The 21935-nt window shown below is 69.2% G+C and carries 20 protein-coding genes and 1 riboswitch; of the genes, 17 read left to right on the top strand and 3 right to left on the bottom strand.

Annotation, left to right across the window (positions count from 1 at the left end):
* The first annotated feature begins 21 nt into the window (after positions 1 to 21).
* Genes ACLBW1_RS20155 through ACLBW1_RS20135 form a run of 5 tightly spaced genes read left to right on the top strand, consistent with a single transcriptional unit; the run spans position 22 to position 5056 of the window.
* Positions 22 to 1575 (top strand): carboxylesterase/lipase family protein, encoded by a 1554-nt coding sequence (locus ACLBW1_RS20155; RefSeq protein WP_447813557.1) that lies wholly within the window; start codon positions 22 to 24, stop codon positions 1573 to 1575.
* Between the two features lie 16 nt (positions 1576 to 1591).
* Positions 1592 to 2617, top strand: a complete 1026-nt coding sequence (locus tag ACLBW1_RS20150) for an alcohol dehydrogenase catalytic domain-containing protein (protein ID WP_447813556.1) — start codon at positions 1592 to 1594, stop codon at positions 2615 to 2617.
* Positions 2614 to 2931, top strand: a complete 318-nt coding sequence (locus ACLBW1_RS20145) for a Dabb family protein (protein ID WP_447813555.1) — start codon at positions 2614 to 2616, stop codon at positions 2929 to 2931. Before ACLBW1_RS20150 ends, ACLBW1_RS20145 begins: the two co-directional genes overlap by 4 nt.
* The gene (locus ACLBW1_RS20140; protein WP_447813554.1) at positions 2928 to 4073 is read left to right on the top strand and encodes an endonuclease/exonuclease/phosphatase family protein; all 1146 of its coding nucleotides are present in this window, start codon (positions 2928 to 2930) and stop codon (positions 4071 to 4073) included. The genes ACLBW1_RS20145 and ACLBW1_RS20140 overlap by 4 nt, the downstream gene beginning before the upstream one ends.
* 11 nt (positions 4074 to 4084) lie before the next feature.
* Positions 4085 to 5056, top strand: coding sequence for an aldo/keto reductase (locus tag ACLBW1_RS20135; protein WP_447813553.1), 972 nt, complete (start codon positions 4085 to 4087; stop codon positions 5054 to 5056).
* Positions 5057 to 5068: 12 nt separating this feature from the next.
* On the opposite strand, the gene ACLBW1_RS20130 is transcribed toward ACLBW1_RS20135, so the two are convergent.
* The gene (locus tag ACLBW1_RS20130; RefSeq protein WP_447813552.1) at positions 5069 to 5893 is read right to left on the bottom strand and encodes an SDR family oxidoreductase; all 825 of its coding nucleotides are present in this window, start codon (positions 5891 to 5893) and stop codon (positions 5069 to 5071) included.
* A gap of 63 nt (positions 5894 to 5956) precedes the next feature.
* Here ACLBW1_RS20130 and ACLBW1_RS20125 point away from each other — a divergent pair, with 63 nt between their 5' ends.
* The 12 genes from ACLBW1_RS20125 to gcvP all read left to right on the top strand — a co-directional run bounded on the left by ACLBW1_RS20125 (position 5957) and on the right by gcvP (position 18485).
* Positions 5957 to 6541 carry a phospholipase A2 gene (locus tag ACLBW1_RS20125; protein ID WP_447813551.1) on the top strand — a complete coding sequence of 195 codons (585 nt, stop codon included), beginning with the start codon at positions 5957 to 5959 and terminating at the stop codon, positions 6539 to 6541.
* 78 nt (positions 6542 to 6619) lie between these two features.
* Positions 6620 to 7249: a mismatch-specific DNA-glycosylase gene (locus ACLBW1_RS20120; protein WP_447813550.1), complete on the top strand. Its 630-nt coding sequence runs from the start codon at positions 6620 to 6622 to the stop codon at positions 7247 to 7249.
* 5 nt (positions 7250 to 7254) lie between these two features.
* Positions 7255 to 7800 (top strand): DUF1990 family protein, encoded by a 546-nt coding sequence (locus ACLBW1_RS20115; protein WP_447813640.1) that lies wholly within the window; start codon positions 7255 to 7257, stop codon positions 7798 to 7800.
* 48 nt (positions 7801 to 7848) lie between these two features.
* On the top strand, positions 7849 to 8757 hold the full coding sequence (locus ACLBW1_RS20110; RefSeq protein ID WP_447813549.1) for an alpha/beta hydrolase: 909 nt from the start codon (positions 7849 to 7851) through the stop codon (positions 8755 to 8757).
* Positions 8758 to 8864: 107 nt separating this feature from the next.
* A complete protein-coding gene (gene secA2 / locus ACLBW1_RS20105) occupies positions 8865 to 11315 on the top strand; it encodes an accessory Sec system translocase SecA2 (protein WP_447813548.1) in 2451 nt (816 codons plus the stop codon).
* 36 nt (positions 11316 to 11351) lie between these two features.
* The gene (locus tag ACLBW1_RS20100) at positions 11352 to 11999 is read left to right on the top strand and encodes a CDP-alcohol phosphatidyltransferase family protein (protein ID WP_447813547.1); all 648 of its coding nucleotides are present in this window, start codon (positions 11352 to 11354) and stop codon (positions 11997 to 11999) included.
* A 30-nt stretch (positions 12000 to 12029) separates the two neighbouring features.
* On the top strand, positions 12030 to 12434 hold the full coding sequence (gene gcvH, locus ACLBW1_RS20095; protein ID WP_447813546.1) for a glycine cleavage system protein GcvH: 405 nt from the start codon (positions 12030 to 12032) through the stop codon (positions 12432 to 12434).
* 141 nt (positions 12435 to 12575) lie between these two features.
* The gene (gene garA / locus ACLBW1_RS20090) at positions 12576 to 13034 is read left to right on the top strand and encodes a glycogen accumulation regulator GarA (protein WP_447813545.1); all 459 of its coding nucleotides are present in this window, start codon (positions 12576 to 12578) and stop codon (positions 13032 to 13034) included.
* 75 nt (positions 13035 to 13109) lie between these two features.
* The gene (gene ftsR, locus ACLBW1_RS20085; RefSeq protein WP_447813639.1) at positions 13110 to 13793 is read left to right on the top strand and encodes a transcriptional regulator FtsR; all 684 of its coding nucleotides are present in this window, start codon (positions 13110 to 13112) and stop codon (positions 13791 to 13793) included.
* Positions 13794 to 13943: 150 nt separating this feature from the next.
* Positions 13944 to 14444 (top strand): bifunctional nuclease family protein, encoded by a 501-nt coding sequence (locus ACLBW1_RS20080; protein ID WP_045822894.1) that lies wholly within the window; start codon positions 13944 to 13946, stop codon positions 14442 to 14444.
* Between the two features lie 253 nt (positions 14445 to 14697).
* Positions 14698 to 15342 carry a MerR family transcriptional regulator gene (locus ACLBW1_RS20075; protein ID WP_447813544.1) on the top strand — a complete coding sequence of 215 codons (645 nt, stop codon included), beginning with the start codon at positions 14698 to 14700 and terminating at the stop codon, positions 15340 to 15342.
* Between the two features lie 13 nt (positions 15343 to 15355).
* Positions 15356 to 15456: riboswitch (glycine riboswitch) on the top strand.
* Positions 15457 to 15626: 170 nt separating this feature from the next.
* Positions 15627 to 18485 (top strand): aminomethyl-transferring glycine dehydrogenase, encoded by a 2859-nt coding sequence (gcvP, locus tag ACLBW1_RS20070; RefSeq protein ID WP_447813543.1) that lies wholly within the window; start codon positions 15627 to 15629, stop codon positions 18483 to 18485.
* A 41-nt stretch (positions 18486 to 18526) separates the two neighbouring features.
* Here gcvP and ACLBW1_RS20065 read toward each other — a convergent pair whose 3' ends face one another.
* Both ACLBW1_RS20065 and ACLBW1_RS20060 read right to left on the bottom strand, forming a co-directional pair.
* The gene (locus ACLBW1_RS20065) at positions 18527 to 19699 is read right to left on the bottom strand and encodes a substrate-binding domain-containing protein (RefSeq protein WP_447813542.1); all 1173 of its coding nucleotides are present in this window, start codon (positions 19697 to 19699) and stop codon (positions 18527 to 18529) included.
* 24 nt (positions 19700 to 19723) lie between these two features.
* Entirely contained in the window at positions 19724 to 21898 is a 2175-nt protein-coding gene (locus ACLBW1_RS20060; protein WP_447813541.1) for a malate synthase G, read from the bottom strand.
* Between the last annotated feature and the right edge of the window lie 37 nt (positions 21899 to 21935).

Raw genomic sequence — 21935 nt, 5'->3', positions numbered from 1 at the left:
GCCGTTCGGCACACTGGAACGATGAGTGAGAACACCGTGGTGATGACCGACAGCGGACCCGTGCGGGGCTCGGTCACCCACACCCCGTCTGCCGGCACCATCCGGTCGTGGAAGGGCGTGCGTTACGCCGCGGCGCCCGTCGGCCCGCTGCGGTGGCGCGCACCGCAGCCCCCGACACCGTGGACCGAACCGGTCGACGCCACCCGCTTCGGCGCGGCGGCACCCCAGCCGACGTTGCCGTTCTTCGATCTCGGCGACGGCGTCACCCTCGACGAGGACTGTCTGTTCCTCAACGTGTGGGCCCCCGGCACGGACACCGACCGTCCGCGACCGGTGATGGTGTGGGTACACGGCGGCGCCTACGTCCTGGGGGCGGCGAGTCAGCCGATGTACGACGGCACGTCGCTGGCCGCGAGCGGCGAGGTCGTCGTCGTGACCCTGAACTACCGACTCGGCGCACTGGGCTTCCTCGACCTGACGTCGTTCGAGTCCGCAGACCACCGATTCGAGTCGAACCTGGCGCTGCGCGACGTGATCGCCGCCCTCGGCTGGGTGCGCGACAACATCGGCGCCTTCGGCGGTGACCCGGGGCAGGTCACGCTGTTCGGTGAGTCCGCGGGTGGCGGGATGGTCACCACCCTCATGACCGTCCCCGCCGCCGAGGGGCTCTTCCACCGCGCGATCGCCCAGAGCTCACCGGCGACATCGGTCTACGACAGCACGCGCGCCCGCGGGATCGCCGAGAAGTTCCTCGACGCGATCGAGGTGTCACCCGACTCCGTCACCGATCTGCTGACGCTTCCCGCCGATCGGATCGCGCAGGTGGGCAACGCCCTGTTCGACGCGACCCCCAAGAGCTCGCCGGGCACCCTCGCCTTCGCGCCGGTCGTCGACCGCGACCTCGTGCCCGACTACCCGGTGACGGCGTTCCGGGACCACCGCGCCCACCCGGTGCCGTTGATGATCGGCACCAACAAGGACGAGGCCGCGCTCTTCCGGCTGATGCGATCACCGCTGATCCCGATCACCCGCGACTCCATCCGGTCGATGTTCGCCCAGATCGCCCGGGAGCGACCCGATCTGCCGCTCCCCACCGAGGAGGTCGTGCTCGAGGCCTACGCCGATGTCCGCGAGAAGGGCCGCGGCGAGGCCGTCGCCCGCGACATCGGGTTCCGGATGCCGACGGTGTGGCTCGCCGACGGCCACAGCCAGATCGCGCCGGTGTTCCTCTACCGGTTCGACTGGGCCACCACCATCCTGCGGCTGTTCCGCATCGGCGCGACCCACGCCACCGAACTGCCCTACGTGTTCGGCACGCTCACCAGCGGGTGGAAGGACATCACCTTCAAGCTCGGCGGGCGGGCAACCGGGGAGGCCGTGTCGCGCCGGATGCAACACCGGTGGATCGCCTTCGCCGTCTCCGGCACGCCCGACGGTCTCGACGGCGATCCGGCCTGGCCGCCCTACGGCGACGACCGCGCCACGCTGGTCATCGACAGCACCGACGACGTGGTCGTCGATCTCGACAGCGCGATCCGCTCGGCATGGGGCGACGAGGTGCTCAGCTTCACCTGACCGGCACACTGGGGACGTGCGCGCAGCGATCTACGAACATTTCGGGGGACCGGTCTCGATCGAGGAGATCGACGACCCGGTGTGCCCGCCACACGGTGCCGTCGTCGCGGTCGCCTCGACCGGCCTCTGCCGCAGCGACTGGCACGGCTGGCAGGGCCACGACCCCGACATCCCGCTGCCCAACGTCCCCGGCCACGAACTCGCAGGCACCGTCGTCGAGGTCGGGCCCGACGTCACGCGGTGGACCGTCGGCAACCGCGTGACTTTCCCGTTCGTGTGCGCCTGCGGCGACTGCGCCGCCTGCGCCCGAGGAGATCAGCAGGTGTGCGAGCGGCAGACCCAACCGGGATTCACCCACCACGGCTCGTTCGCCGAACGGGTCGCCCTCGACCACGCAGACATCAACCTCGTCGCCGTGCCCGACGGCGTCGATCTCGACACCGCGGCGTCGCTGGGATGTCGGTTCGCGACGGCCTACCGGGCCGTGGTGCAGGTGGCCGACGTTCGCGCCGGTGAACGGGTCGCGGTCCACGGATGCGGGGGAGTGGGGCTGTCGGCGGTGATGATCGCCGCCGCGCGCGGCGCACACGTGGTGGCCATCGATCCGTCGGGACGCAGCCGCGACCGCGCCGCCGATCTCGGTGCCGCGCAGACCTGTTCGGACGCGACCGGGATCACCGACATGGACGTGTCGATCGACGCGTTCGGGGCGCCGTCGACCCTGCTCGCCTCCCTCGGATGTCTCCGACCCCGCGGCCGCCATGTCCAGGTCGGTCTCCTCGGCGCCGACGGCACCCCACCGGTGCCGATGGGTGCGGTGATCGCCCGCGAACTACAGATCCTCGGCAGTCACGGGATGGCCGCCCACACCTATCCCGCGATGCTCGCCGAGATCGCCGACGGCACCCTGCGGCCGCAGGACCTGGTGCACGAGACGATCGGACTCGACGAGGCCCCGGCCCGCCTCATGGCGCTCGGTGAACCGTCCGCGGGTGTCGGTGGCGTGACCGTGGTGCGTGTGGCCGCCATAATCGGGTCATGATCCGCAACGTGGTGGTGGGCCGGCTCCGGGAGAGCGACGACGACACCCGGGTGCAGGCCGACCGACGACAACTACGGGCGGGGCTCGCCGGGATCGAGGCACTACGACTCCCCGGTGTGCTGGCCAACCACTGTGGACTCGACGCGGGATTGCGCGCCGGTGGTTGGGATTTCGCCATCACCAACGACTGGGTGGACGCCGCGGCGTACGAGTCCTACGACACCGACCCGGTGCACAACGTGTTCCGCGCGAAGATCGTCGAGGTGTGCGAGCAGGTCGCACGCGTGCAGTTCGAGATCGATCCGGCCCTGTGACGCTCACCGCCGACGTCGCCGTCCACACCGTCAAGCGCATCCCGCGATCGCCGGACCCGAAACTCCCCCGCATCGACGTCGACGATCATCGTCCGGGACTCGTCGACGTCGTCGGGGCCACCATCCGCGACCGCGGTTGGTGGGTGATCGCGGGGGTGGTGATCGGCATCGTGATCGCCTTGTTCGCCTCGGGTGACGTGGTGTCGGCGGCGATCGCGGGCGCGGTCGGCGGTTTCGTCCTGGCGTTCGCTGTGTCGCAGTTCCTCGGCCTGCGGCTCGGCCCGCACCGCACCGACATCCCGATCGTCGACGTGGTCCCCGAGACGCTGCGGGTGATGGAGTTCAACGTCCACGGCGGGATGGGTGGACCCGGGAAGTTCTTCGCAACCCGGGCCACGCTCGACCACCTCGCGGCGGCGATCGCCGCGCACCGTCCCGACGTCGTCCTCCTGCAGGAGCTCGACGATTTCGCCGTGCGGTCCAACGGCACCGACACCCTCGCCCGGCTGGCCCGCCGGTTGACGCCCACCGGTGCGGTGATGGCCCCGGCCGCGGAGAAGGGGTACGGCCGCCGGGAGGGCACCGGGATACTCACCCTCGGCGGTATCACCGTCGGCGACGCGCGCGGTCTCCGGATCGGCGACCCGTTCGGCGACGGTACGTTTCGCCGCCTGCGGTGGTCGATCACGATGTGGCTCGGCGCCCTCACGGGCGGACGGTTCCGCCCCTTCGGACCGGTCCCCGAATACCAGCCGCGCGGGGCGTGCGAGGCGATGATCCGCACCCCGGCGGGCAACGAGATCCGCGTCGTGTCGGGACATTTCAGCTCTCCTCACGACGGTGTCGACGAGCCGGCCCGACAGGTCGCACCCGTTGCCGAGATCCTCGGCCGGTGGCGGGGACCCACCATCGTCGGCGCCGACTTCAACGTCCGTGACGGCTCACCGGAGTTCGCCGCCGAACACGAACGGTTCGACGCCGCCGGGCTCATCGAGGCGACCGCCGGCGCCCCCGCCAACAGCGACCGCATCTATGCCTCGGCGCACTTCGCCGCGACCGACGCCCGTAAACACGACACCCCGCCCGGGGAGTCGCCGGCGAGCGACCACGCACCGGTCACCGTCGACCTGCACCTGCGCTAGGAGGAGAACCGATGGACTACGTGAACCTGGGGACCAGTGGACTACGCGTGTCGCGGATCAGCCTGGGCTGCATGACCTTCGGGGAACCCGGCCGGGGAACCCACGAGTGGACCCTGCCCGAGGAGCAGTCGCGGCCCATCATCGCCCACGCACTCGAGGCGGGCATCAATTTCTTCGACACCGCCAACTCGTACTCGGCCGGGTCGAGTGAGGAGATCGTGGGGCGTGCGCTGCGCGACGTCGCCGACCGCGACGACGTCGTGATCGCCACCAAGGTGTTCCACAACGGGCGGCGGGCGCCCTACGAACGTGGACTGTCCCGCAAGGCGATCATGACCGAGATCGACGGAAGCCTGCGTCGCCTCGGCACCGACCACGTCGACCTCTACCAGATCCATCGGTGGGATCCGCTGACCCCGATCGAGGAGACCCTCGAGGCGCTCCACGACGTCGTGAAGGCCGGTAAGGCGCGCTACATCGGCGCGTCGTCGATGTACGCCTGGCAGTTCGCCAAGGCCCTGCACGTCTCCGAGCGCAACGGGTGGACCCGTTTCGTCTCCATGCAGGACCACTACAACCTGCTCCACCGCGAGGAGGAGCGGGAGATGCACCCGCTGTGCCTCGACGCCGGCGTGGGGGTGATCTCGTGGAGCCCGCTCGCCCGCGGCCGACTGACCCGCGACTGGGACACCACGACCCAACGCAGCTCCACCGACGCCTTCGGTTCCACGCTGTACACCGACGACGACCGCACCATCGTCGACGCAGTCGCCGAGATCGCCGACCGCCGCGGGATCCCCCGTGCACAGGTCGCCCTGGCCTGGGTCCTGAGCAAGTCGGCCGTCACCGCGCCCATCATCGGCGCGCGCACCACCGCCCACCTCGACGACGCCATCGCCGCCGAGCAGTTGCATCTCGACGACGACGAGATCGCGGCCCTCGAGGCGCCCTACCGGCCGCGACCCGTCGTCGGATTCGGCTGAGGAAGGGCTCTCTCAGCCCTGCGCCTCCAGCGCGACGTCCTGCCACTGCTCCCAGTTCGCGATGCGGCTCTCGTAGTCGGCCTTCGCGATCCCGAGCGGCGCCTCGCCGAAGAACACCCGCAGCGGCGGGGTCTCGGCGTCGATCACCTTGAGCAGAGCGCGCGCCGAGGCGGCCGGATCGCCGGGTGTGCCGCTGCGCTTCGCGCGTGCCTCCTGCGCCTTCTCGTGGGCATCGGCGTACGCGTCGAGTTCGGTCGCGTGCTTCGCCGACGGGCCGCTCCAGTCGGTGCTGAAGCCGCCCGGCTCGATGAGCGTGACGTGGATGCCGAAGTCGGCGACCTCCTGCGCCAGCGACTGCGAGAAGCCCTCCAGCGCCCACTTCGAGGCGTGGTAGAGGCCGACCAGGGGGAACGCGCTGATGCCGCCGATCGACGACACCTGCAGGATGTGTCCGCTGCCCTGCTCACGCATGTAGGGGAGCGCGGCCTGCGTGATCCACAGTGCGCCGAAGACGTTCGTCTCGATCTGTGCGCGTGCCTCGGCCTCGCTGACCTCCTCGACGAAACCGAAGAGGCCGTAGCCGGCGTTGTTGATGACGATGTCGAGGCGTCCGAAGGTGTCGTGTGCCTTCGCGATCGCGGCGAAATCCGCGTCGCGGTCGGTGACGTCGAGCTCGATGGGGAGGATCGCGTCGCCGTATTTCGCGACCAGATTGTCGAGTGAGGAGGTGTCGCGTGCGGTGGCGGCCACCTTGTCGCCACGCTCGAGTGCGGCGATCGCCCACTCGCGTCCGAAACCTCGTGATGTCCCGGTGATGAACCAGACCTTGCCGCTCATGACTGTCGCCTCTCGCCGTGTGGATCGCGCCGCATGATCGGCCGGTGCCGATCGCGGTCCTCGATGGCAACGTCGTTACTCGTGCGCACCATTCCCGTCGTCGGCGGTTCGCGCGATCGTCGCCCGGCCGACATGCCGATCTGCTTAGTTCAGGCAATGAACAAAACCCGCGCGGGCGTCGTGGCCGCCCTCCTGCTGTTCTTCGCGATGATCGGCGACGGTGCCGTCGCGAACGCCACCCCGACCGAGCAGTACCCCGTCGACCCTGCGGCGCAGGCCGCGTCGCAGGTCTACCCCGGCCCCCCGCTGAGCGCACAGGCCCGCTCGACGCAGCGTGCGGCGTTCGTGAGCGTGCCGAGTAACTACGTTTACAACGTCAACCTTGCGCCCGTCGCCCGGCACGACTACTGCACCTCGTCCCCCGACAGCTACTTCTCGGCCGACTTCCGCGGACCCTGCGCCCGCCACGACCTCTGCTACGACGCCGCCGATCGCGCGGGCACCACCTACTCGGCCTGCAACTCCGCGCTGCGCAGCGACCTGATCACCAACTGCGCCTACGCGTACGGCGGCAGCGGCGCCTCGTATCAGACCTGTGTCGCCACCGCCGACGTCTACTACGCGGCGGTCACCGTCGCCCACCTGTAGAGGCGGCACCCGCCACGGAACACATCGTCGGCGCAGGCGGAGTCCGACGGTCAACCGTCCGGGGTGTAGAAGTCAGGTATGGGATTCACCAGGGCGCAGCTCGAGTCATATCGCGACGATGTCATCGAGGACCTGATCGGACCCGACTGCCGGATGCTGATCGTGGGGATCAACCCGGGGCTGTGGACCGCCGCGACCGGCGCCCACTTCGCCCGTCCGGGCAACCGGTTCTATCCCGCGCTGCACTGCGCGGGCATCGTGGACCGGATCATCGACGCATCCGACGGGTTCACCGACGCCGACCGCGCGACCCTGATCGACGCCGGCATCGGCATCACCAACCTGGTGTCGCGGGCGACCGCACGCGCTGACGACCTGGCCACCGCAGAGCTGCGTGCGGGCGCACTCGTGCTCACCGAGACCGTTGCCCGAGTGCAGCCCGCGCTCGTCGCGTTCGCGGGTATCACCGCCTATCGCACGGCCTTTCAGCGACCCAAGGCGACCACCGGTCCCCAGTCCGACGACATCGCCGGTTGCCCTGTGTGGGTGATGCCCAACCCCAGCGGACTCAACGCGCACGACACCGTCGATTCCCTCGCCGCCGCCTATCGTGACGCCGCCACGGCGGCGGGCCTCGCCGTCGGTGACACCGTCGCCGCGGCGGTACCCCCACCCCGTGAACCGGTGAAGAAGGTGCGCAGGCGGTGACCCGTGTGACCACCCGATTGCCGCAGAAGGTGGTCGAGGAGCTGCGTGCCGCGCCCTTCACCTACCCCGAGGTCGGCGCCACCGCCGACGATCCGCTGCCGTCGGGTTACGGCCATCAGCGACGCGAGATCACCGTCGGCCGGGGAGGCGAGCGGTTCATCCACTGCGCCCGGGCGGTGATGGGATGGCAGGTCCAGCTGCGGTCGGGTATCGCCGTGGCCACCTCCGACGACCCCCTCGTCGAGGGTGCGATCGCGCGGATCGCGATCGGGGTGGGCCCGCTGCGATTGCACGCACCCACCCGTGTCGTCTACGTCGTCGACGAACCCCGCCGGGCCGGCTTCGCGTACGGCACGCTCGCCGGTCATCCGGAATCGGGAGAGGAGTCGTTCGTCGTCGAACACCGATCCGACGACTCCGTCGTCTTCGCGGTCCGCGCCTTCTCCCGGCCGGGGAGTCTGCTGACCCGCGTGGCCGGTCCGCTCGGCCCCGTCGCCCAACACCTCGTCGCAGGGCGGTACCTCCGCGCCGTCGCCGGTCTGCCCGACTGATCCGCTCGCGCTCCCGCGCCCCCGGCACGCGACTGCATAATGTCGCGCATGACCTTCACGCGCACCGATGTCGGCTTCACCTCTGCAGGCGAACGATGTGCGGCCTGGCTGTACCGACCCGACCGCGACGACACCGCAACGGGGCCGCTGCCGATCGTCGTCCTCGGGCACGGACTCGGCGCGGTGAAGGAGATGCGCCTCGACGCCTTCGCCGAACGTTTCGTCGCCGCGGGATACGCCGCGCTGGTCTTCGACTACCGACACTTCGGCGCCAGCGAGGGCACCCCACGCCAGCTGCTCGACATCGGTAGGCAACGTGCCGACTGGCACGCCGCGATCGCCTACGCCCGCGGTCTCGACGATGTCGACCCCGACCGTGTCGTCATCTTCGGCACGTCGTTCGGAGGTGGACACGTCCTGGCCGTCGCCGCCCAGGACCCGCGGGTGGCCGCGGTCATCTCCCAGTGCCCCTTCACCTCCGGCCTCGCCTCGGCGCTCACCCTCGGGGTCGGGCCGTCGATCCGCGTGACCGCGTTGGGCCTGCGCGACACCGTCGCCCACCTCACGCGCCGCTCGCGGGTGATGGTGCCGCTGGCCGGGCGCCCCGGTGAGGCCGCGCTGATGAACGCCCACGATGCGTTGGGCGGCTACCTCGGCATCGTCCCCGACGGCGGTGGCGACGACTTCGCCAACGCCGTGGCCGCGACGATCGGGTTGCAGATCCCGCTGCAACGGCCCGGACGGTACGCCGCCGACATCGAGGTCCCGGTGCTGTTCGGCGTGTGCGAGAAGGACACCGTGGCACCCCCCGGGCCGACCCTGCGGTTCGCGGCCAAGGCCCCCAAGGGTGTGATCAAGCGCTATCCCGTCGGCCACTTCGACATCTATGTCGGTGAGCCGTTCGAGATCGCCATCGCCGACTACGTCGAATTCCTCCGCGAGGCCGTACCCGTGTGAGGCGGTGGTCCGCGTACCGTGGACCGCGCCGAGCGGCGTCACGCCGACTCGAACCAGCAGGACTCGACACCGGTCCGGTGTCGACACACAGGTAGGAGTTCGACGCGGTGGGAAAGCTCTCGAACAGGATGTGGCGGGCTCTGGGCGCGCAGTCGTCGCGCAACCAGTCGAAGTCGGTCGCGCTGATCAAGCGGTCGACCGAGCACGACTCGTGGGCCGCCGGCCTCGACGACGCCGAGTTCGCCGCGGCCGCCGAGAAGCTCGACATCACCGACCCCGCGGGCACCGATCGCGCGAAGTTCCTCGCCCTGGCCCGCGAGGCCGGCGACCGGGCCCTCGACCTGCGCCCCTTCGACGTCCAGCTGCAGGGCGCGCTGCGCCTGCTCGAAGGTGACGTCGTCGAGATGGCCACCGGTGAGGGCAAGACGCTCGCCGGTGCGATCGCCGCCGTCGGGTACGTGCTGCAGGGGCGACGCGTCCACGTCATCTCCGTCAACGACTACCTCGCCACCCGCGACGCCGAGTGGATGAAGCCGCTGTTCACCCTCTTCGACATGACCTCCGGCGCCGTCGCGGAGTCGTCGACCCGCGCCGAGCGCAAGGCCGCCTACGACGCCGACATCACCTACGGCTCGGTGAACGAGGTCGGCTTCGACGTCCTGCGCGATCAGCTGGTCACCCACGCCGACGACCTCGTGTCACCGCGACCCGACGTCGCGATCATCGACGAGGCCGATTCGGTGCTCGTCGACGAGGCGCTCGTGCCGTTGATCCTGGCCGGTGCCACCACCGGCGAGGTCCCCGACCGCGTCATCCACGACGTCGTCGCCAAACTCAAGAAGAACCACTACGAGATCGACACCGAGGGACGCAACGTCTTCCTCACCGACGAGGGCGCACAGTTCGTCGAGGCCGAACTCGGCGACATCAACCTCTACGACGAAGAACACGTCGGCACCACGCTGGTGCACGTCAACATCGCCATGCACGCGCACATCCTCGTCGAGCGCGACGTCCACTACATCGTGCGCAACGGCGAGGTGCACCTCATCAACGCCTCGCGCGGCCGCGTGGCGCAGCTGCAGCGGTGGCCCGACGGCCTGCAGGCCGCGGTGGAGATGAAAGAAGGCCTCGCGCAGACCGATTCGGGTGAGGTCATCGACACGATGACGGTGCAGGCCCTCATCGGGCGCTATCCCACGGTGTGTGGCATGACCGGTACCGCGCTGGCCGCAGGCGAGCAGTTCCGCCAGTTCTACGAACTCGCCGTCTCGCAGATCCCGCCGAACGCCGACAACATCCGCATCGACGAGCCCGACCGAGTCTTCGACAGCAAGCACAACAAATCCGAGGCCGTCGTGGCGTTCGTCAAGGAGATCCACGAGACCGGTCAGCCGGTCCTCATCGGCACCCACGACGTCGCCGAGTCCGAGGAACTCGTCTACCTCCTCGAGCGGGCGGGCGTGACGAGCGTGGTGCTCAACGCGAAGAACGACGCACAGGAGGCGGCGATCATCGCCGAGGCCGGCGCGCTCAACGCGGTCACGGTCTCCACGCAGATGGCCGGCCGCGGCACCGACATCAAGCTCGGTGGCTCGCGCGGTGAGAAGGACGGGCGGTCCACGGGTGCGCGCGATCAGATCGTCGAGCTCGGCGGCCTGTGCGTCGTCGGCACCGGCCGTCACGACACCGAACGCCTCGACAACCAGCTGCGCGGTCGTGCCGGTCGTCAGGGCGACCCCGGCCGGTCGGTGTTCTTCTCCAGCCTGCAGGACCCGGTGGTCACCAAGAACCTCTCGTTCAAGCGCGACCCCGAGTCCGAAGAGGACGACGGCTCGATGGGGGAGAAGGGGATCGAGCTCATCGAGCAGGCCCAGCGCGTCGCCGAGGGCATCATGCTGGAGCTGCACGCGAACACCTGGCGCTACAACAAACTGGTGAACCAGCAGCGCGACATCGTCGTGAAGCGGCGCATGGAGCTGCTGACCACCGAGGTCGCGCTCGACGAGTTCACCGAGTCCGAGCCCGACCGCGTCGCGGAGCTGACCGGTTCGGGGTCATCGGCGTCAACCGGATCGTCGACATCGACCGGACGCCACGGCGCCGCCTCGGGCGATGCCGAGAAGGCGTCGAGCGACGACGAGGCGGGGGAGGAGTCGTCCGGGACGGTGGCGGTGCGGACCGAACCGGTCCCGCACGACGTGCTGGTGCAGGCGGCTCGTGAGATCGCCCTGTTCCATCTCGACCGGGCCTGGGCCGACCACCTCGCGTTCGTCGCCGACGTCCGCGCCAGCATCCACCTGCGCTCGATCGGTCGCGAGAGTCCCCTCGACGAGTTCCACAAGCTCATCCTCGACGAGTTCTCCCGGCTGCCCGGCGAGGCGGTCGAGAAGTCGCGCACCACGTTCCGGGAGGCCACGATCACCGCGGACGGTGTCGATCTCGATGCCGCCGATCTGCGTCGGTCGACCACGACGTGGACGTACATGGTGCACGACAACCCGTTCGCGGGCGGCGGGGCGAAGACGCTGCAGGGCATCATCGGCATCTTCCGGTGACCGGTGTCGCGGCAGTCTCTGTGACAGTCTGAGCGCATGGATCCCGACGGGCCCCACGCCACCACCGACGCAGGCTCCACCGTCGAGACACCGTCGGATCGCATCCTGACCGTCCCCAATCTGCTGAGCTTCCTGCGCCTGCTGTTGGTGCCGGTGTTCGTGTGGTTGCTGTTATTCGCCGAGGCCAACGGCTGGGCCTTCGTGGTGCTGCTGGTGTCGGGGTTCTCCGACTGGGCCGACGGCAAACTCGCGCGCCTGCTGAACCAGTCGTCGCGTCTGGGTGCGCTGCTCGATCCGGCCGCCGATCGGCTCTACATGATCGTGATCCCCATCGGCCTGGGCATCCGCGATATCGTGCCGTGGTGGATGATCGCGATCCTCTTGGCCCGCGACCTGCTGTTGCTCGCCAGCGTCCCGTTGTTGCGCACCCGCGGGATGACGGCCCTACCGGTCACCTACGTCGGCAAGGCCGCCACCTTCTCGCTGATGTACGGCTTCCCGTTCGTGCTCGGCGGACAACTCGACGGACTGTTCGGCGACATCATGCATCCCATCGGATGGGCGTTCCTGGTGTGGGGGATCGGCATGTACCTGTGGTCGTTCGCCCAGTACTGGTGGCAAACGGTGCTCGTGCTCAGACAAATGCCACGGGTGGGGAGTCGGATGCCACGGGTGGGCGGATGACCGACCGCGATCCACGCTAAGGTTCTCCGCGTGAGTGAGACTGAAGTCCCCGAAAACCTGCGCTACACCGTGGAACACGAGTGGATCGAGCAGGTCCGCCCCGGCGTCGTGCGCGTGGGCATCACCGCCTACGCCCAGGACCAGCTCGGCGACGTCGTCTTCGTGCAGCTCCCCGCCGTCGACGATGCCGTCGACTCGGGCGAGTCGTTCGCCGAGGTCGAGTCGACCAAGAGCGTGTCCGACATCTACGGCCCGCTCGCGGGCACGATCGCCGCGGTGAACGACGACCTCGACGCCACCCCGGAACTGGTCAACTCCGACCCGTACGGCGCGGGCTGGCTGGTGGAGATCGCGGTTGCCGAGGACACCGATCTGGGGGTGATCCTCGAGGATCTGCTCGACGCCGACGGGTATCGCACCGCCATCGAGGACTGACCTCGGCGCATCCTCGCCGGTGTCGATTCGCGGGTACCCGGTGCGGTTAGGATCGACGCGACGGGCGAGCCCATCCGGCGTGACAACAGTGTTGACCGGACCCCACCGGGGCCGGACACCAGAAAAGCTTAAGGAGAAGTGGTGAGCGACAACGAGAAGGACCTCGACGCCCCCGTGGAGACGACGTCGGTCTTCCGCGCCGATTTCATCAAGGAACTCGACGCGAACAGCGGGTCCACCACCGAGTCCGCCGAGTCCGCGGTCGAGCGGCTGTCCGCCGGCACCGCGCTGCTGGTCGTCAAGCGCGGCCCCAACGCAGGGTCGCGGTTCCTCCTCGATCAGACCACCACGTCGGCCGGGCGTCATCCCGACAGCGACATCTTCCTCGACGACGTGACCGTGAGCCGTCGTCACGCCGAATTCCGTCTGGGCGACAACGAGTTCCAGGTGGTCGATGTAGGCAGCCTCAACGGCACCTACGTCAACCGTGAGCCGGTGGACTCCGCGGTGCTGGCCAACGGGGACGAGGTGCAGATCGGCAAGTTCCGACTGGTCTTCCTCAGCGGTCCGCACGCCGACGGGTCCTCGGCCAACGGATAACGCGTGACCTCGCCGTCCTCGGGTCCGGGCCCGGGACCGAAGAACTCCGCAGACCGGTCACCGGCCGAGGGCTCCATGTCCATCGGTTCGGTGCTCGATCAGCTGCGTGGCGACTTCCCGGACGTGACCATCTCCAAGATCCGGTTCCTCGAGTCCGAGGGACTCATCACCCCGCAGCGCTCACCGTCTGGGTACCGACGCTTCTCCACCGGTGACTGCGAGCGGTTGCGGTTCGTCCTCACCGCACAGCGCGACCGGTATCTGCCGCTGAAGGTCATCAAAGAACAGCTCGAGGCGATCGACCGCGGCGAGCGGATCGACCCGGGGACCCCGCGACTGCTGTCGTCGGCCCGCTCATGGGTGGCTCCAGCGGTCGATTTCGAACGTTCGGGTGGTCGCATCTCCCGCGAGACCCTGATCGAACGCACCGGCGCCGACACCGCATTCGTGGCCGAACTCCAACGCAACGGGTTGCTGACCCCCGGTGCGGGCGGCTTCTTCGACGAGGACGCCGTGCGACTCGTCGAGGCCGCCTCGGCACTGGCCGACTACGGCCTCGAGGCCCGGCATCTGCGCGCGTTCAAGGTCTCCGCTGATCGTGAGGCCGGTCTGGTCGCCCAGATCGCCAACCCCATCGCCAAGAGCAAGGGTGCCGGGGCCAGGGACCGTGCCGAGGAACTGATCCGTGAGGTGGCCGCACTCTCGGTCACCCTGCACACCCAACTGGTGAAGGCCGCCGTCCGCGACGCCCTGGACTGACCCCCGGCGCCTCACGCGGCCCGAACTGTGCACGCGCGCACGACCATTCTGATCGTGGCTTCGTCACGCGCAAGGTGGGCGCATGGGCGCCGGTGAGGTGTAGCGTCGAAACCGAGGTCAGACGACATTCGATGCCGTTGGGAGAAGCGCATGGGTCAGATGCAGGTCGTGGGGATCCGGGTGGAGCCGCCCCAGGGACAACCCGTGCTGCTGCTGCGCGAGGTCGACGGCGAGCGCTATCTGCCGATCTGGATCGGTCAGAGCGAAGCCGCCTCGATAGCCCTGAAGCAGAAGGGTGTCGAGCCCCCACGTCCCCTCACCCATGATCTGATCGTCAACCTCGTGGCGGCGTTCGGGCAGGAGCTCGTCGAGGTTCGCATCGTCGACATGCAGGAGGGCACCTTCTACGCCGAGCTCGTCTTCACCGGCGATCTCCGGGTGTCGGCCCGACCGTCGGATTCGGTCGCCGTCGCCATGCGCGCCGAGGTCCCGATCATCGCCGACGAGGGCGTGCTCGCCGAAGCGGGTCTGCTGATCCCCGACGAGGAATCCGCCGACGGTGACGAGGTGAAGGAGGACGAGGTGGAGAAGTTCAAGGAGTTCCTCGACACCATCTCGCCCGACGACTTCAAGGCATCCGGAGGAGCCTGACGGGTTGGCGTCCGAGGTCACGGTTGGGCCTCTGCCCGATCACGGTTGACCCTCGAGCTGACGTTGAGGTTGAGCCGCCCGCGAGTCGCATTGAAACCGGGTGTCGGCGCCCCTACCGTTCACCTCGACGCCCGCGACGAGCGGGACGGCACCCAGGGTCGGGTAGACGGCGTAATCTGAGTGACATCGATGGTGTTCGCACCGTCATTCCTCGGGTTGCCGGGGACTCCCCCGAGCATTCGAGGAGAACTCAGTGGGCGACGAGCCGACCACCCGCGACGACGCGGACACCGCTGCGGACGCGACCGACACCGGGCCGGTGGCCTCGGTGCAGCAGGCCCGGCAGGGCACGCTCGACGACATCGCGCCGGGGCTGTTCCCGAACGACACGGTGCCCGACGAACTCGTCGGCTACCGCGTGCCCAGCGCCTGCCAGATCGCCGGCATCACCTATCGCCAGCTCGACTACTGGGCACGCACCTCGCTGGTCGTGCCGTCGATCCGCGGCGCCGCGGGCAGTGGCAGCCAGCGCCTGTACTCGTTCAAGGACATCCTCGTCCTCAAGATCGTGAAGCGACTCCTCGACACCGGGATCTCGCTGCAGAACATCCGCGTCGCGGTCGACCACCTGCGCAAACGCGGTGTCGAAGACCTCGCCCGCATCACCCTGTTCTCCGACGGCACCACCGTCTACGAGTGCACGTCGGCCGAGGAGGTCGTCGACCTCCTGCAGGGCGGCCAGGGCGTGTTCGGCATCGCCGTCGCCGGTGCGATGCGCGAGCTGTCGGGCACCATCGCCGACTTCCCGGGCGAGCGTGCCGACGGTGCGATCGCCGAGACCGCCCCCGAGGACGAACTCGCGGCTCGCCGCAAGACCCGCGCACGCCGCACCGGCTAGACTCTTCCTACGTCGCCGCGACACGGGAGAGCGTCGTGACCCGCCAGGGTCTCGGCCGCCGAAGGAGCAACACCTCTCCGCCAATCTCTCAGGCACAAGGACCGTGTCGTACGCCGGCGTCTCTGGAAAGTGGTGACCCGGTCACCCGCCCACGGTGAAAGGCCGCGCACGCGGCTGAATCTCTCAGGCGCCCGAGCCGACGCACCTCGTCGGTGACGGCAGGACAGAGGGGGAGGACCCACCTCAGTCCGGCGTGCCGCCGGACTCGGCGCAAAGGTTCTCCCGTGACCGAGCTGTTCTCCGATGTCTTCGCAGACCGCCATGTCGGACCCGATTCCGACGACCTCGCCCGCATCCTGTCGGTGCTGGAGATCTCATCCCTCGACGAGCTCGCCGACCGCGTGGTGCCCGCCTCGATCGCCGATCCGGCCGACGCCAACGGGCTGCAGACGCTGCCGCCCGCCGCCACCGAGGTCGAGGCCCTCGCCGAGCTCGCCGAACTGGCCTCGCAGAACACCGTCGCCACCTCGATGATCGGACTCGGCTACTACGGCACCCACACCCCGGCGGTGTTGCGGCGCTCCATCATCGAGAACCCGGCCTGGTACACCGCGTACACCCCGTACCAGCCCGAGATCAGCCAGGGCCGACTCGAGGCGCTGCTCAACTTCCAGACGATGGTGTCGGACCTGACGGGCATGGACGTCGCCAACGCGTCGATGCTCGACGAGTCGACCGCCGCGGCCGAGGCGATGACGCTGCTCCGCCGCGCGAACAAGAGCAAGTCGCCGCGCTTCCTCGTCGACACCGACGTGTTCCCGCAGACCGCCGCCGTGATCGCCACCCGCGCCGAGCCGCTCGGCATCGAGGTCGTGCGCGCCGATCTCACCGAGGGCCTGCCCGACGGCGAGTTCTTCGGTGTGTTGCTGCAGGTGCCCGCGGCCTCGGGTGCGGTCATCGATGCGGCCCCCATCATCGCCGCCGCCCACGAGCGCGGTGCCCTCGTCGCCGTCGGCGCCGATCTGTTGGCCCTCACGCTCATCACCTCACCCGGCGATCAGGGTGCCGACGCCTGCTTCGGCACCACGCAGCGATTCGGTGTGCCGATGGGCTTCGGTGGACCCCACGCCGGTTACCTCTCGGTGCACACCAACCACGCCCGCCAACTCCCGGGCCGCCTGGTCGGGGTGTCGAAGGACGCCGACGGCAACCTCGCCTACCGGCTGTCGCTGCAGACCCGCGAACAGCACATCCGCCGCGACAAGGCGACCAGCAACATCTGCACCGCGCAGGTGCTCCTCGCCGTCCTCGCCGCCATGTACGCGAGTTACCACGGTCCGAAGGGACTCACCGGTATCGCGCAGCGCGTCCACGCCCGGGCGGCGTCGATCGCGAACGCCCTGACCGCCGGCGGCATCGACGTCGTGACCGACAACTACTTCGACACCCTGCTGGTGTCGGTGCCCGGCCGTGCCGCCGACGTCGTGTCCGCGGCGAAGAACGACGCGGGCATCAATCTGCGTCTCGTCGACGCCGACCACGTCGGTGTCGCCTGCGACGAGACCACCACCCCCGAGCACGTCGCCGCGGTGGTCGCCGCGTTCGGTGTCGGTCCCGCCGACGACTCGGCGCCGACGCCGATGAGTCCGGCCCGAACCTCGGAGTTCCTGACCCATCCCGCGTTCAGCAGGTACCACACCGAGACGGCCATGCTGCGCTACCTGCGGCGACTGTCCGACAAAGACATCGCGCTGGACCGCAGCATGATCCCGCTGGGTTCGTGCACCATGAAGCTCAACGCGGCCGCCGAGATGGAGCCGATCACGTGGCCCGAGATCGCCGGCCTGCATCCGTTCGCGCCGTCATCCGATGTCGCGGGCATGCGGACCATGATCAGCCGTCTCGAGACGTGGTTGGCCGACATCACCGGATACGACCGGATCAGCCTGCAGCCCAACGCGGGGTCGCAGGGCGAGTACGCGGGACTGCTCGCGATCCGCAAGTACCACCTCAGCCGCGGCGACGAGTCCCGCGACATCTGCCTCATCCCGTCGAGCGCGCACGGCACCAATGCCGCGTCGGCGGTGATGGCGGGGATGCGTGTCGTCGTCGTCGCGTGCCGCGCGAACGGTGACGTCGACACCGCCGACCTGAAGGAGAAGATCGCCACCCACGCCGAGACGCTGGCCGCGATCATGATCACCTATCCCTCGACCCACGGTGTCTTCGAACACGAGGTGCGGGAGATCTGCTCCGCCGTCCACGACGCCGGCGGACAGGTCTACGTCGACGGCGCGAACCTCAACGCGCTGGTCGGCGTCGCCCGACCGGGCCAGTTCGGTGGCGACGTCAGCCACCTGAACCTGCACAAGACGTTCTGTATCCCGCACGGCGGCGGCGGACCCGGTGTCGGCCCGATCGGTGTGCGCGAGCACCTCGCGGAGTTCCTGCCCGGCCATCCGCTCGACGACGACCTGCCGGGCGACATCACCATCTCGGGTGCACCGTACGGCTCGGCGTCGATCCTCCCCATCACCTACGCCTACATCCTGATGATGGGGGCCGAGGGGCTGCGGCGCGCGACGCTCACCGCCATCGCGTCGGCCAACTACATCGCCCGCCGCCTCGCCGATCACTACCCGGTGCTCTACACCGGTGCCAACGGCACGGTGGCCCACGAGTGCATCCTCGACCTGCGCCCGATCACGAAGGCGACCGGTGTGACCGTCGACGATGTCGCGAAACGGCTCGCGGACTACGGCTTCCACGCCCCGACGATGAGCTTCCCGGTGTCGGGGACGCTGATGGTGGAGCCCACCGAGAGCGAGAACCTCGACGAGATCGACGCGTTCATCGACGCGATGGTCGCCATCAAGGCCGAGATCGACAAGGTGGGGGACGGGACCTGGGCTGTCGACGACAACCCGCTGCGCGGCGCCCCGCACACCTCCGAGTGCCTGGTGTCGCAGTGGGATCACCCCTACTCCCGCGAGGAGGCGGCATTCCCGAACGGACGGCCCAGTGCCGGTGCCCGCGACAAGGTGTGGCCCTCGGTGCGACGGATCGACGGCGTGTACGGCGACCGCAACCTGGTCTGCAGCTGCCCGCCGATCGAGGCGTTCAGCGAGCCCGTCGAGGCCTGATCGAACGACCCTCGGTGTGACCGACCCGGCTCGTGCTCAGGTCAGCCTCCCAGCACGAGTCGGGCGATCGCGGCGCCTGCGGCCGGCTCGGGTGCGGGCATCGGGGTCTCGATGACCCCGAACGACACGGCCGCGGTCCGGGCGGGAAGCGACGTGCCGCCCCGGAACCCGAGTGCGGTGATGGTGCGCAGCTGTTCCGGGGTGCGGGCGAAACGGAAGAACGCGCCCACCGCCTCGGCCTGTGTGGCGTTCACCTGCGGGCCGGTCAGGTCGATCACCGGGTGATCGGCCGAGGGGGTCGCACCCGTGGGTCGTAGTTCGACGACCGACGGTTGCGCGGTGTCCCTTGTGGCGGCGTAGAGGGCCTGTTCGGTGATCGGTACGGCATGCACGGTCGCCCCCGCGGGATCGCCGTCGCCCGCGATCGTGGTCAGCGTCCGCACCGCGCTCCCGTCGGTCGCGACGGGGGAGCGCCGCCGTAGGTCCCCCAGGGTCGAGGTCACCTGCTGCGACTGCGCATCGGCCACGGTGAGGCCGTCGGCCGTCGCCCGACCGACCTCGGTGGCCACGGCCTGCGAGGCGAGCACGGTCGCATCACTGCCCGGACCCGATGCCCGGGCCATCCGCAACGAACTCCAGCCCCGCAACCCGAACCCGGCGAGGCTGTCGTCGTCGCGTTGCAGCGTGGGCAGCTCGATCCACGACACCCGGCCGGCGGCGGCGCGTGCGAGTTCCGGTGCGACGGCCAACACCACGGGCGAGGACACCAGCGACTCCGGATCGCCGTCGACCACGGCCGAACGGGCGGCGAGCAACTGTGCACTCCACACCGACGACGCAGGCACCCACGCCGCGGGGTACTCGCCCATCGAGGCGGCGTCCCACGTCCCGGTCAGCCCCTCGAGCGTGGTCTTGGGGTCCGACGGCCGTACCGTCAGCGTCACGCATGCGTCGCGTATCACCGGGCGCGTCGCCGACCAGGCCTGCGCGATGGTGGCGAGTGGTGCCGCGATGTCGGCGTCGGCGAGGACGGTGACCGTCTGCTCGCCCTCCACGCAGGTACGCGCGGCGGCGTCACCGTCGTCGGAGAGGCTGTTCCCCAGCAGGTTCCACCCCACGACGAGCGCCACCACCACGATCACCGCGAGGATCGTCAGCGACAACCCGCGACTGATCCCGCGGCGGCGACACTCGTCGGTGCGGTGCTGGCCCATAGCCGACGAGGATAGCGGCGCCGATCAGCCCTGCGCGGCCTTGTACTCCCGGCGACGGCGATGCAGGATCGGCTCGGTGTAGCCGCTGGGCTGCGACGTCCCCGACAGGATGAGCTCCTTGGCCGCCTGGAAGGCGATGTTGGAGTCGAAGTCGGGAGCCAACGGCCGGTAGGTCGCGTCACCCGAGTTCTGGCGGTCGACGACCGGCGCCATCCGCTCGAGCGAGGCCACGATCTCGTCTTCGGTGACCACGCCGTGGTGCAGCCAGTTCGCCAGCAGCTGGCTGGAGATGCGCAGTGTCGCCCGGTCCTCCATGAGCGCGACATCGTGGATGTCGGGCACCTTGGAGCAGCCGACGCCGGCGTCGATCCAGCGCACGACGTAACCGAGGATCGACTGGCAGTTGTTGTCGAGCTCCTGCTGCTTCTCCTCGTCGCTCCAGTCGGTGTTCGGGGCGAGCGGGATGGTGAGGATGTCGTCGACCGAGGCGGGGTCGCGCTTGGCGATCTCGTCCTGACGCTCGAACACGTCGACCTGGTGATAGTGCAGTGCGTGCAGCGTCGCGGCGGTCGGCGAGGGCACCCACGCGGTGTTCGCGCCGGCCTTCGGGTGGCCGATCTTCTGCTCGAGCATGTCGGCCATCAGATCGGGCATCGCCCACATGCCCTTGCCGATCTGGGCGTGATGCTGCAGACCCGCGGCCAGGCCGGTGTCGACGTTGAAGTCCTCGTAGGCCTTGATCCAGGTCTGCGACTTCATCTCGGCCTTGCGCACCACGGCGCCGGCCTCCATCGAGGTGTGGATCTCGTCGCCGGTGCGGTCGAGGAAGCCGGTGTTGATGAACACAACGCGCTCGGATGCCGCGGCGATACACGCCTTGAGGTTCACCGTGGTGCGGCGCTCCTCGTCCATGATGCCGACCTTGATGGTGTTCTCGGGCAGACCGAGCAGCTTCTCGACACGACCGAACAGTTCGACGGTGAACGCGACCTCGTCGGGACCGTGCATCTTCGGTTTGACGATGTAGATGGACCCGGTCCGCGAGTTCTGCAGCCCCTCCGAGCCCATACCGTGGATGCCGATCAGCGAGGTGAAGATCGCGTCGAGGATGCCCTCGGGGACCTCGGAACCGTCGGCGGTGACGATCGCGTCGTTGGTCATGAGGTGACCGACGTTGCGCACGAACAGCAGCGAGCGGCCGGGCAGGGTCAGCTCGCCGCCACCGGGGGCGGTGTAGACGCGGTCGGGGTTGAGCACGCGGGTGAAGGTCTTCCCGCCCTTGCTGACCTCCTCGGCCAGGTCACCCCTGTTCAGTCCCAGCCAGTTCCGGTAGCCGAGCACCTTGTCGTCGGCGTCGACCGCGGCGACGGAGTCCTCGAAGTCCATGATCGTGGTGATCGCCGACTCGACGAGGACGTCTTTGATCCCGGCCGCATCGGTGGAGCCGATGGGCGACTCGGGATCGATCTGCACCTCGAGGTGCAGACCGTTGTGGCGCAGCAGGATCCCGCTGGGTGCCGAGGCCTCGCCGGTGAACCCGACGAACGCGGCCGGGTCTGCGAGTGCGGTGGTCGAACCGTCGTCGAGGGTGATGGTGAGGACGGTGCCGTCGATCGTCAGGCCGGTCACCGACGCCCATGAGCCACCCTCGAGCGCGACCGCGCCATCGAGGACGTTCTTGGCGTAGGCGATGACCTTGTCGCCACGGACCTTGTTGTACGAGGTGCCCTTCTCGGCGCCGTCGGTCTCGGGGATGGCGTCGGTGCCGTAGAGCGCGTCGTAGAGCGAACCCCAGCGCGCGTTCGAGGCGTTCAGCGCGAAGCGTGCGTTGAGGACCGGGACGACGAGCTGCGGGCCCGCGGTGCTGGTGATCTCGGTGTCGACGCCGGAGGTCGTGATCTGGAAGTCCGCAGGCACCTCGACGAGGTAACCGATGTCCTGCAGGAACTTCTTGTACGCGTCGGCCTCGAAGGTGTTGTCGCGGTGCCACGCGTCGATCTGCTGCTGCAGCGAGTCGCGGACGCCGAGCAGTTCGCGGTTGCGGGGCGCGAGGTCGGTGATGATCTGCGCGACGCCGTTCCAGAACGCGTCGGTGTCCACACCGGTGCCGGGCAGGGCCTCGGAGGTGATGAAGTCGTGCAGAACGGGCGCGACCTGCACGCTGTTCCCGCCTTCTCCGACTGTGACCCGCTCGGTCATGACTGCCTCGCTTCTCCTGGTGGGGACATGTACTTCT

This window comes from Williamsia sp. M5A3_1d, from assembly GCF_053345315.1.
This window is presented reverse-complemented; position numbering and strand designations above follow the sequence as displayed.

Excerpts from the sequence above, each read along its gene's own strand:
- ACLBW1_RS20155 (WP_447813557.1), top strand. The coding sequence starts at position 22 with ATGAGTGAGAACACCGTGGTGATGACCGACAGCGGACCCGTGCGGGGC.
- ACLBW1_RS20145 (WP_447813555.1), top strand. The coding sequence starts at position 2,614 with ATGATCCGCAACGTGGTGGTGGGCCGGCTCCGGGAGAGCGACGACGAC.
- ACLBW1_RS20135 (WP_447813553.1), top strand. The coding sequence starts at position 4,085 with ATGGACTACGTGAACCTGGGGACCAGTGGACTACGCGTGTCGCGGATC.
- ACLBW1_RS20130 (WP_447813552.1), bottom strand. The coding sequence starts at position 5,893 with ATGAGCGGCAAGGTCTGGTTCATCACCGGGACATCACGAGGTTTCGGA.
- ACLBW1_RS20125 (WP_447813551.1), top strand. The coding sequence starts at position 5,957 with ATGGCAACGTCGTTACTCGTGCGCACCATTCCCGTCGTCGGCGGTTCG.
- ACLBW1_RS20120 (WP_447813550.1), top strand. The coding sequence starts at position 6,620 with ATGGGATTCACCAGGGCGCAGCTCGAGTCATATCGCGACGATGTCATC.
- ACLBW1_RS20110 (WP_447813549.1), top strand. The coding sequence starts at position 7,849 with ATGACCTTCACGCGCACCGATGTCGGCTTCACCTCTGCAGGCGAACGA.
- ACLBW1_RS20100 (WP_447813547.1), top strand. The coding sequence starts at position 11,352 with ATGGATCCCGACGGGCCCCACGCCACCACCGACGCAGGCTCCACCGTC.
- ftsR (WP_447813639.1), top strand. The coding sequence starts at position 13,110 with ATGTCCATCGGTTCGGTGCTCGATCAGCTGCGTGGCGACTTCCCGGAC.
- ACLBW1_RS20080 (WP_045822894.1), top strand. The coding sequence starts at position 13,944 with ATGGGTCAGATGCAGGTCGTGGGGATCCGGGTGGAGCCGCCCCAGGGA.
- ACLBW1_RS20065 (WP_447813542.1), bottom strand. The coding sequence starts at position 19,699 with ATGGGCCAGCACCGCACCGACGAGTGTCGCCGCCGCGGGATCAGTCGC.
- ACLBW1_RS20060 (WP_447813541.1), bottom strand. The coding sequence starts at position 21,898 with ATGACCGAGCGGGTCACAGTCGGAGAAGGCGGGAACAGCGTGCAGGTC.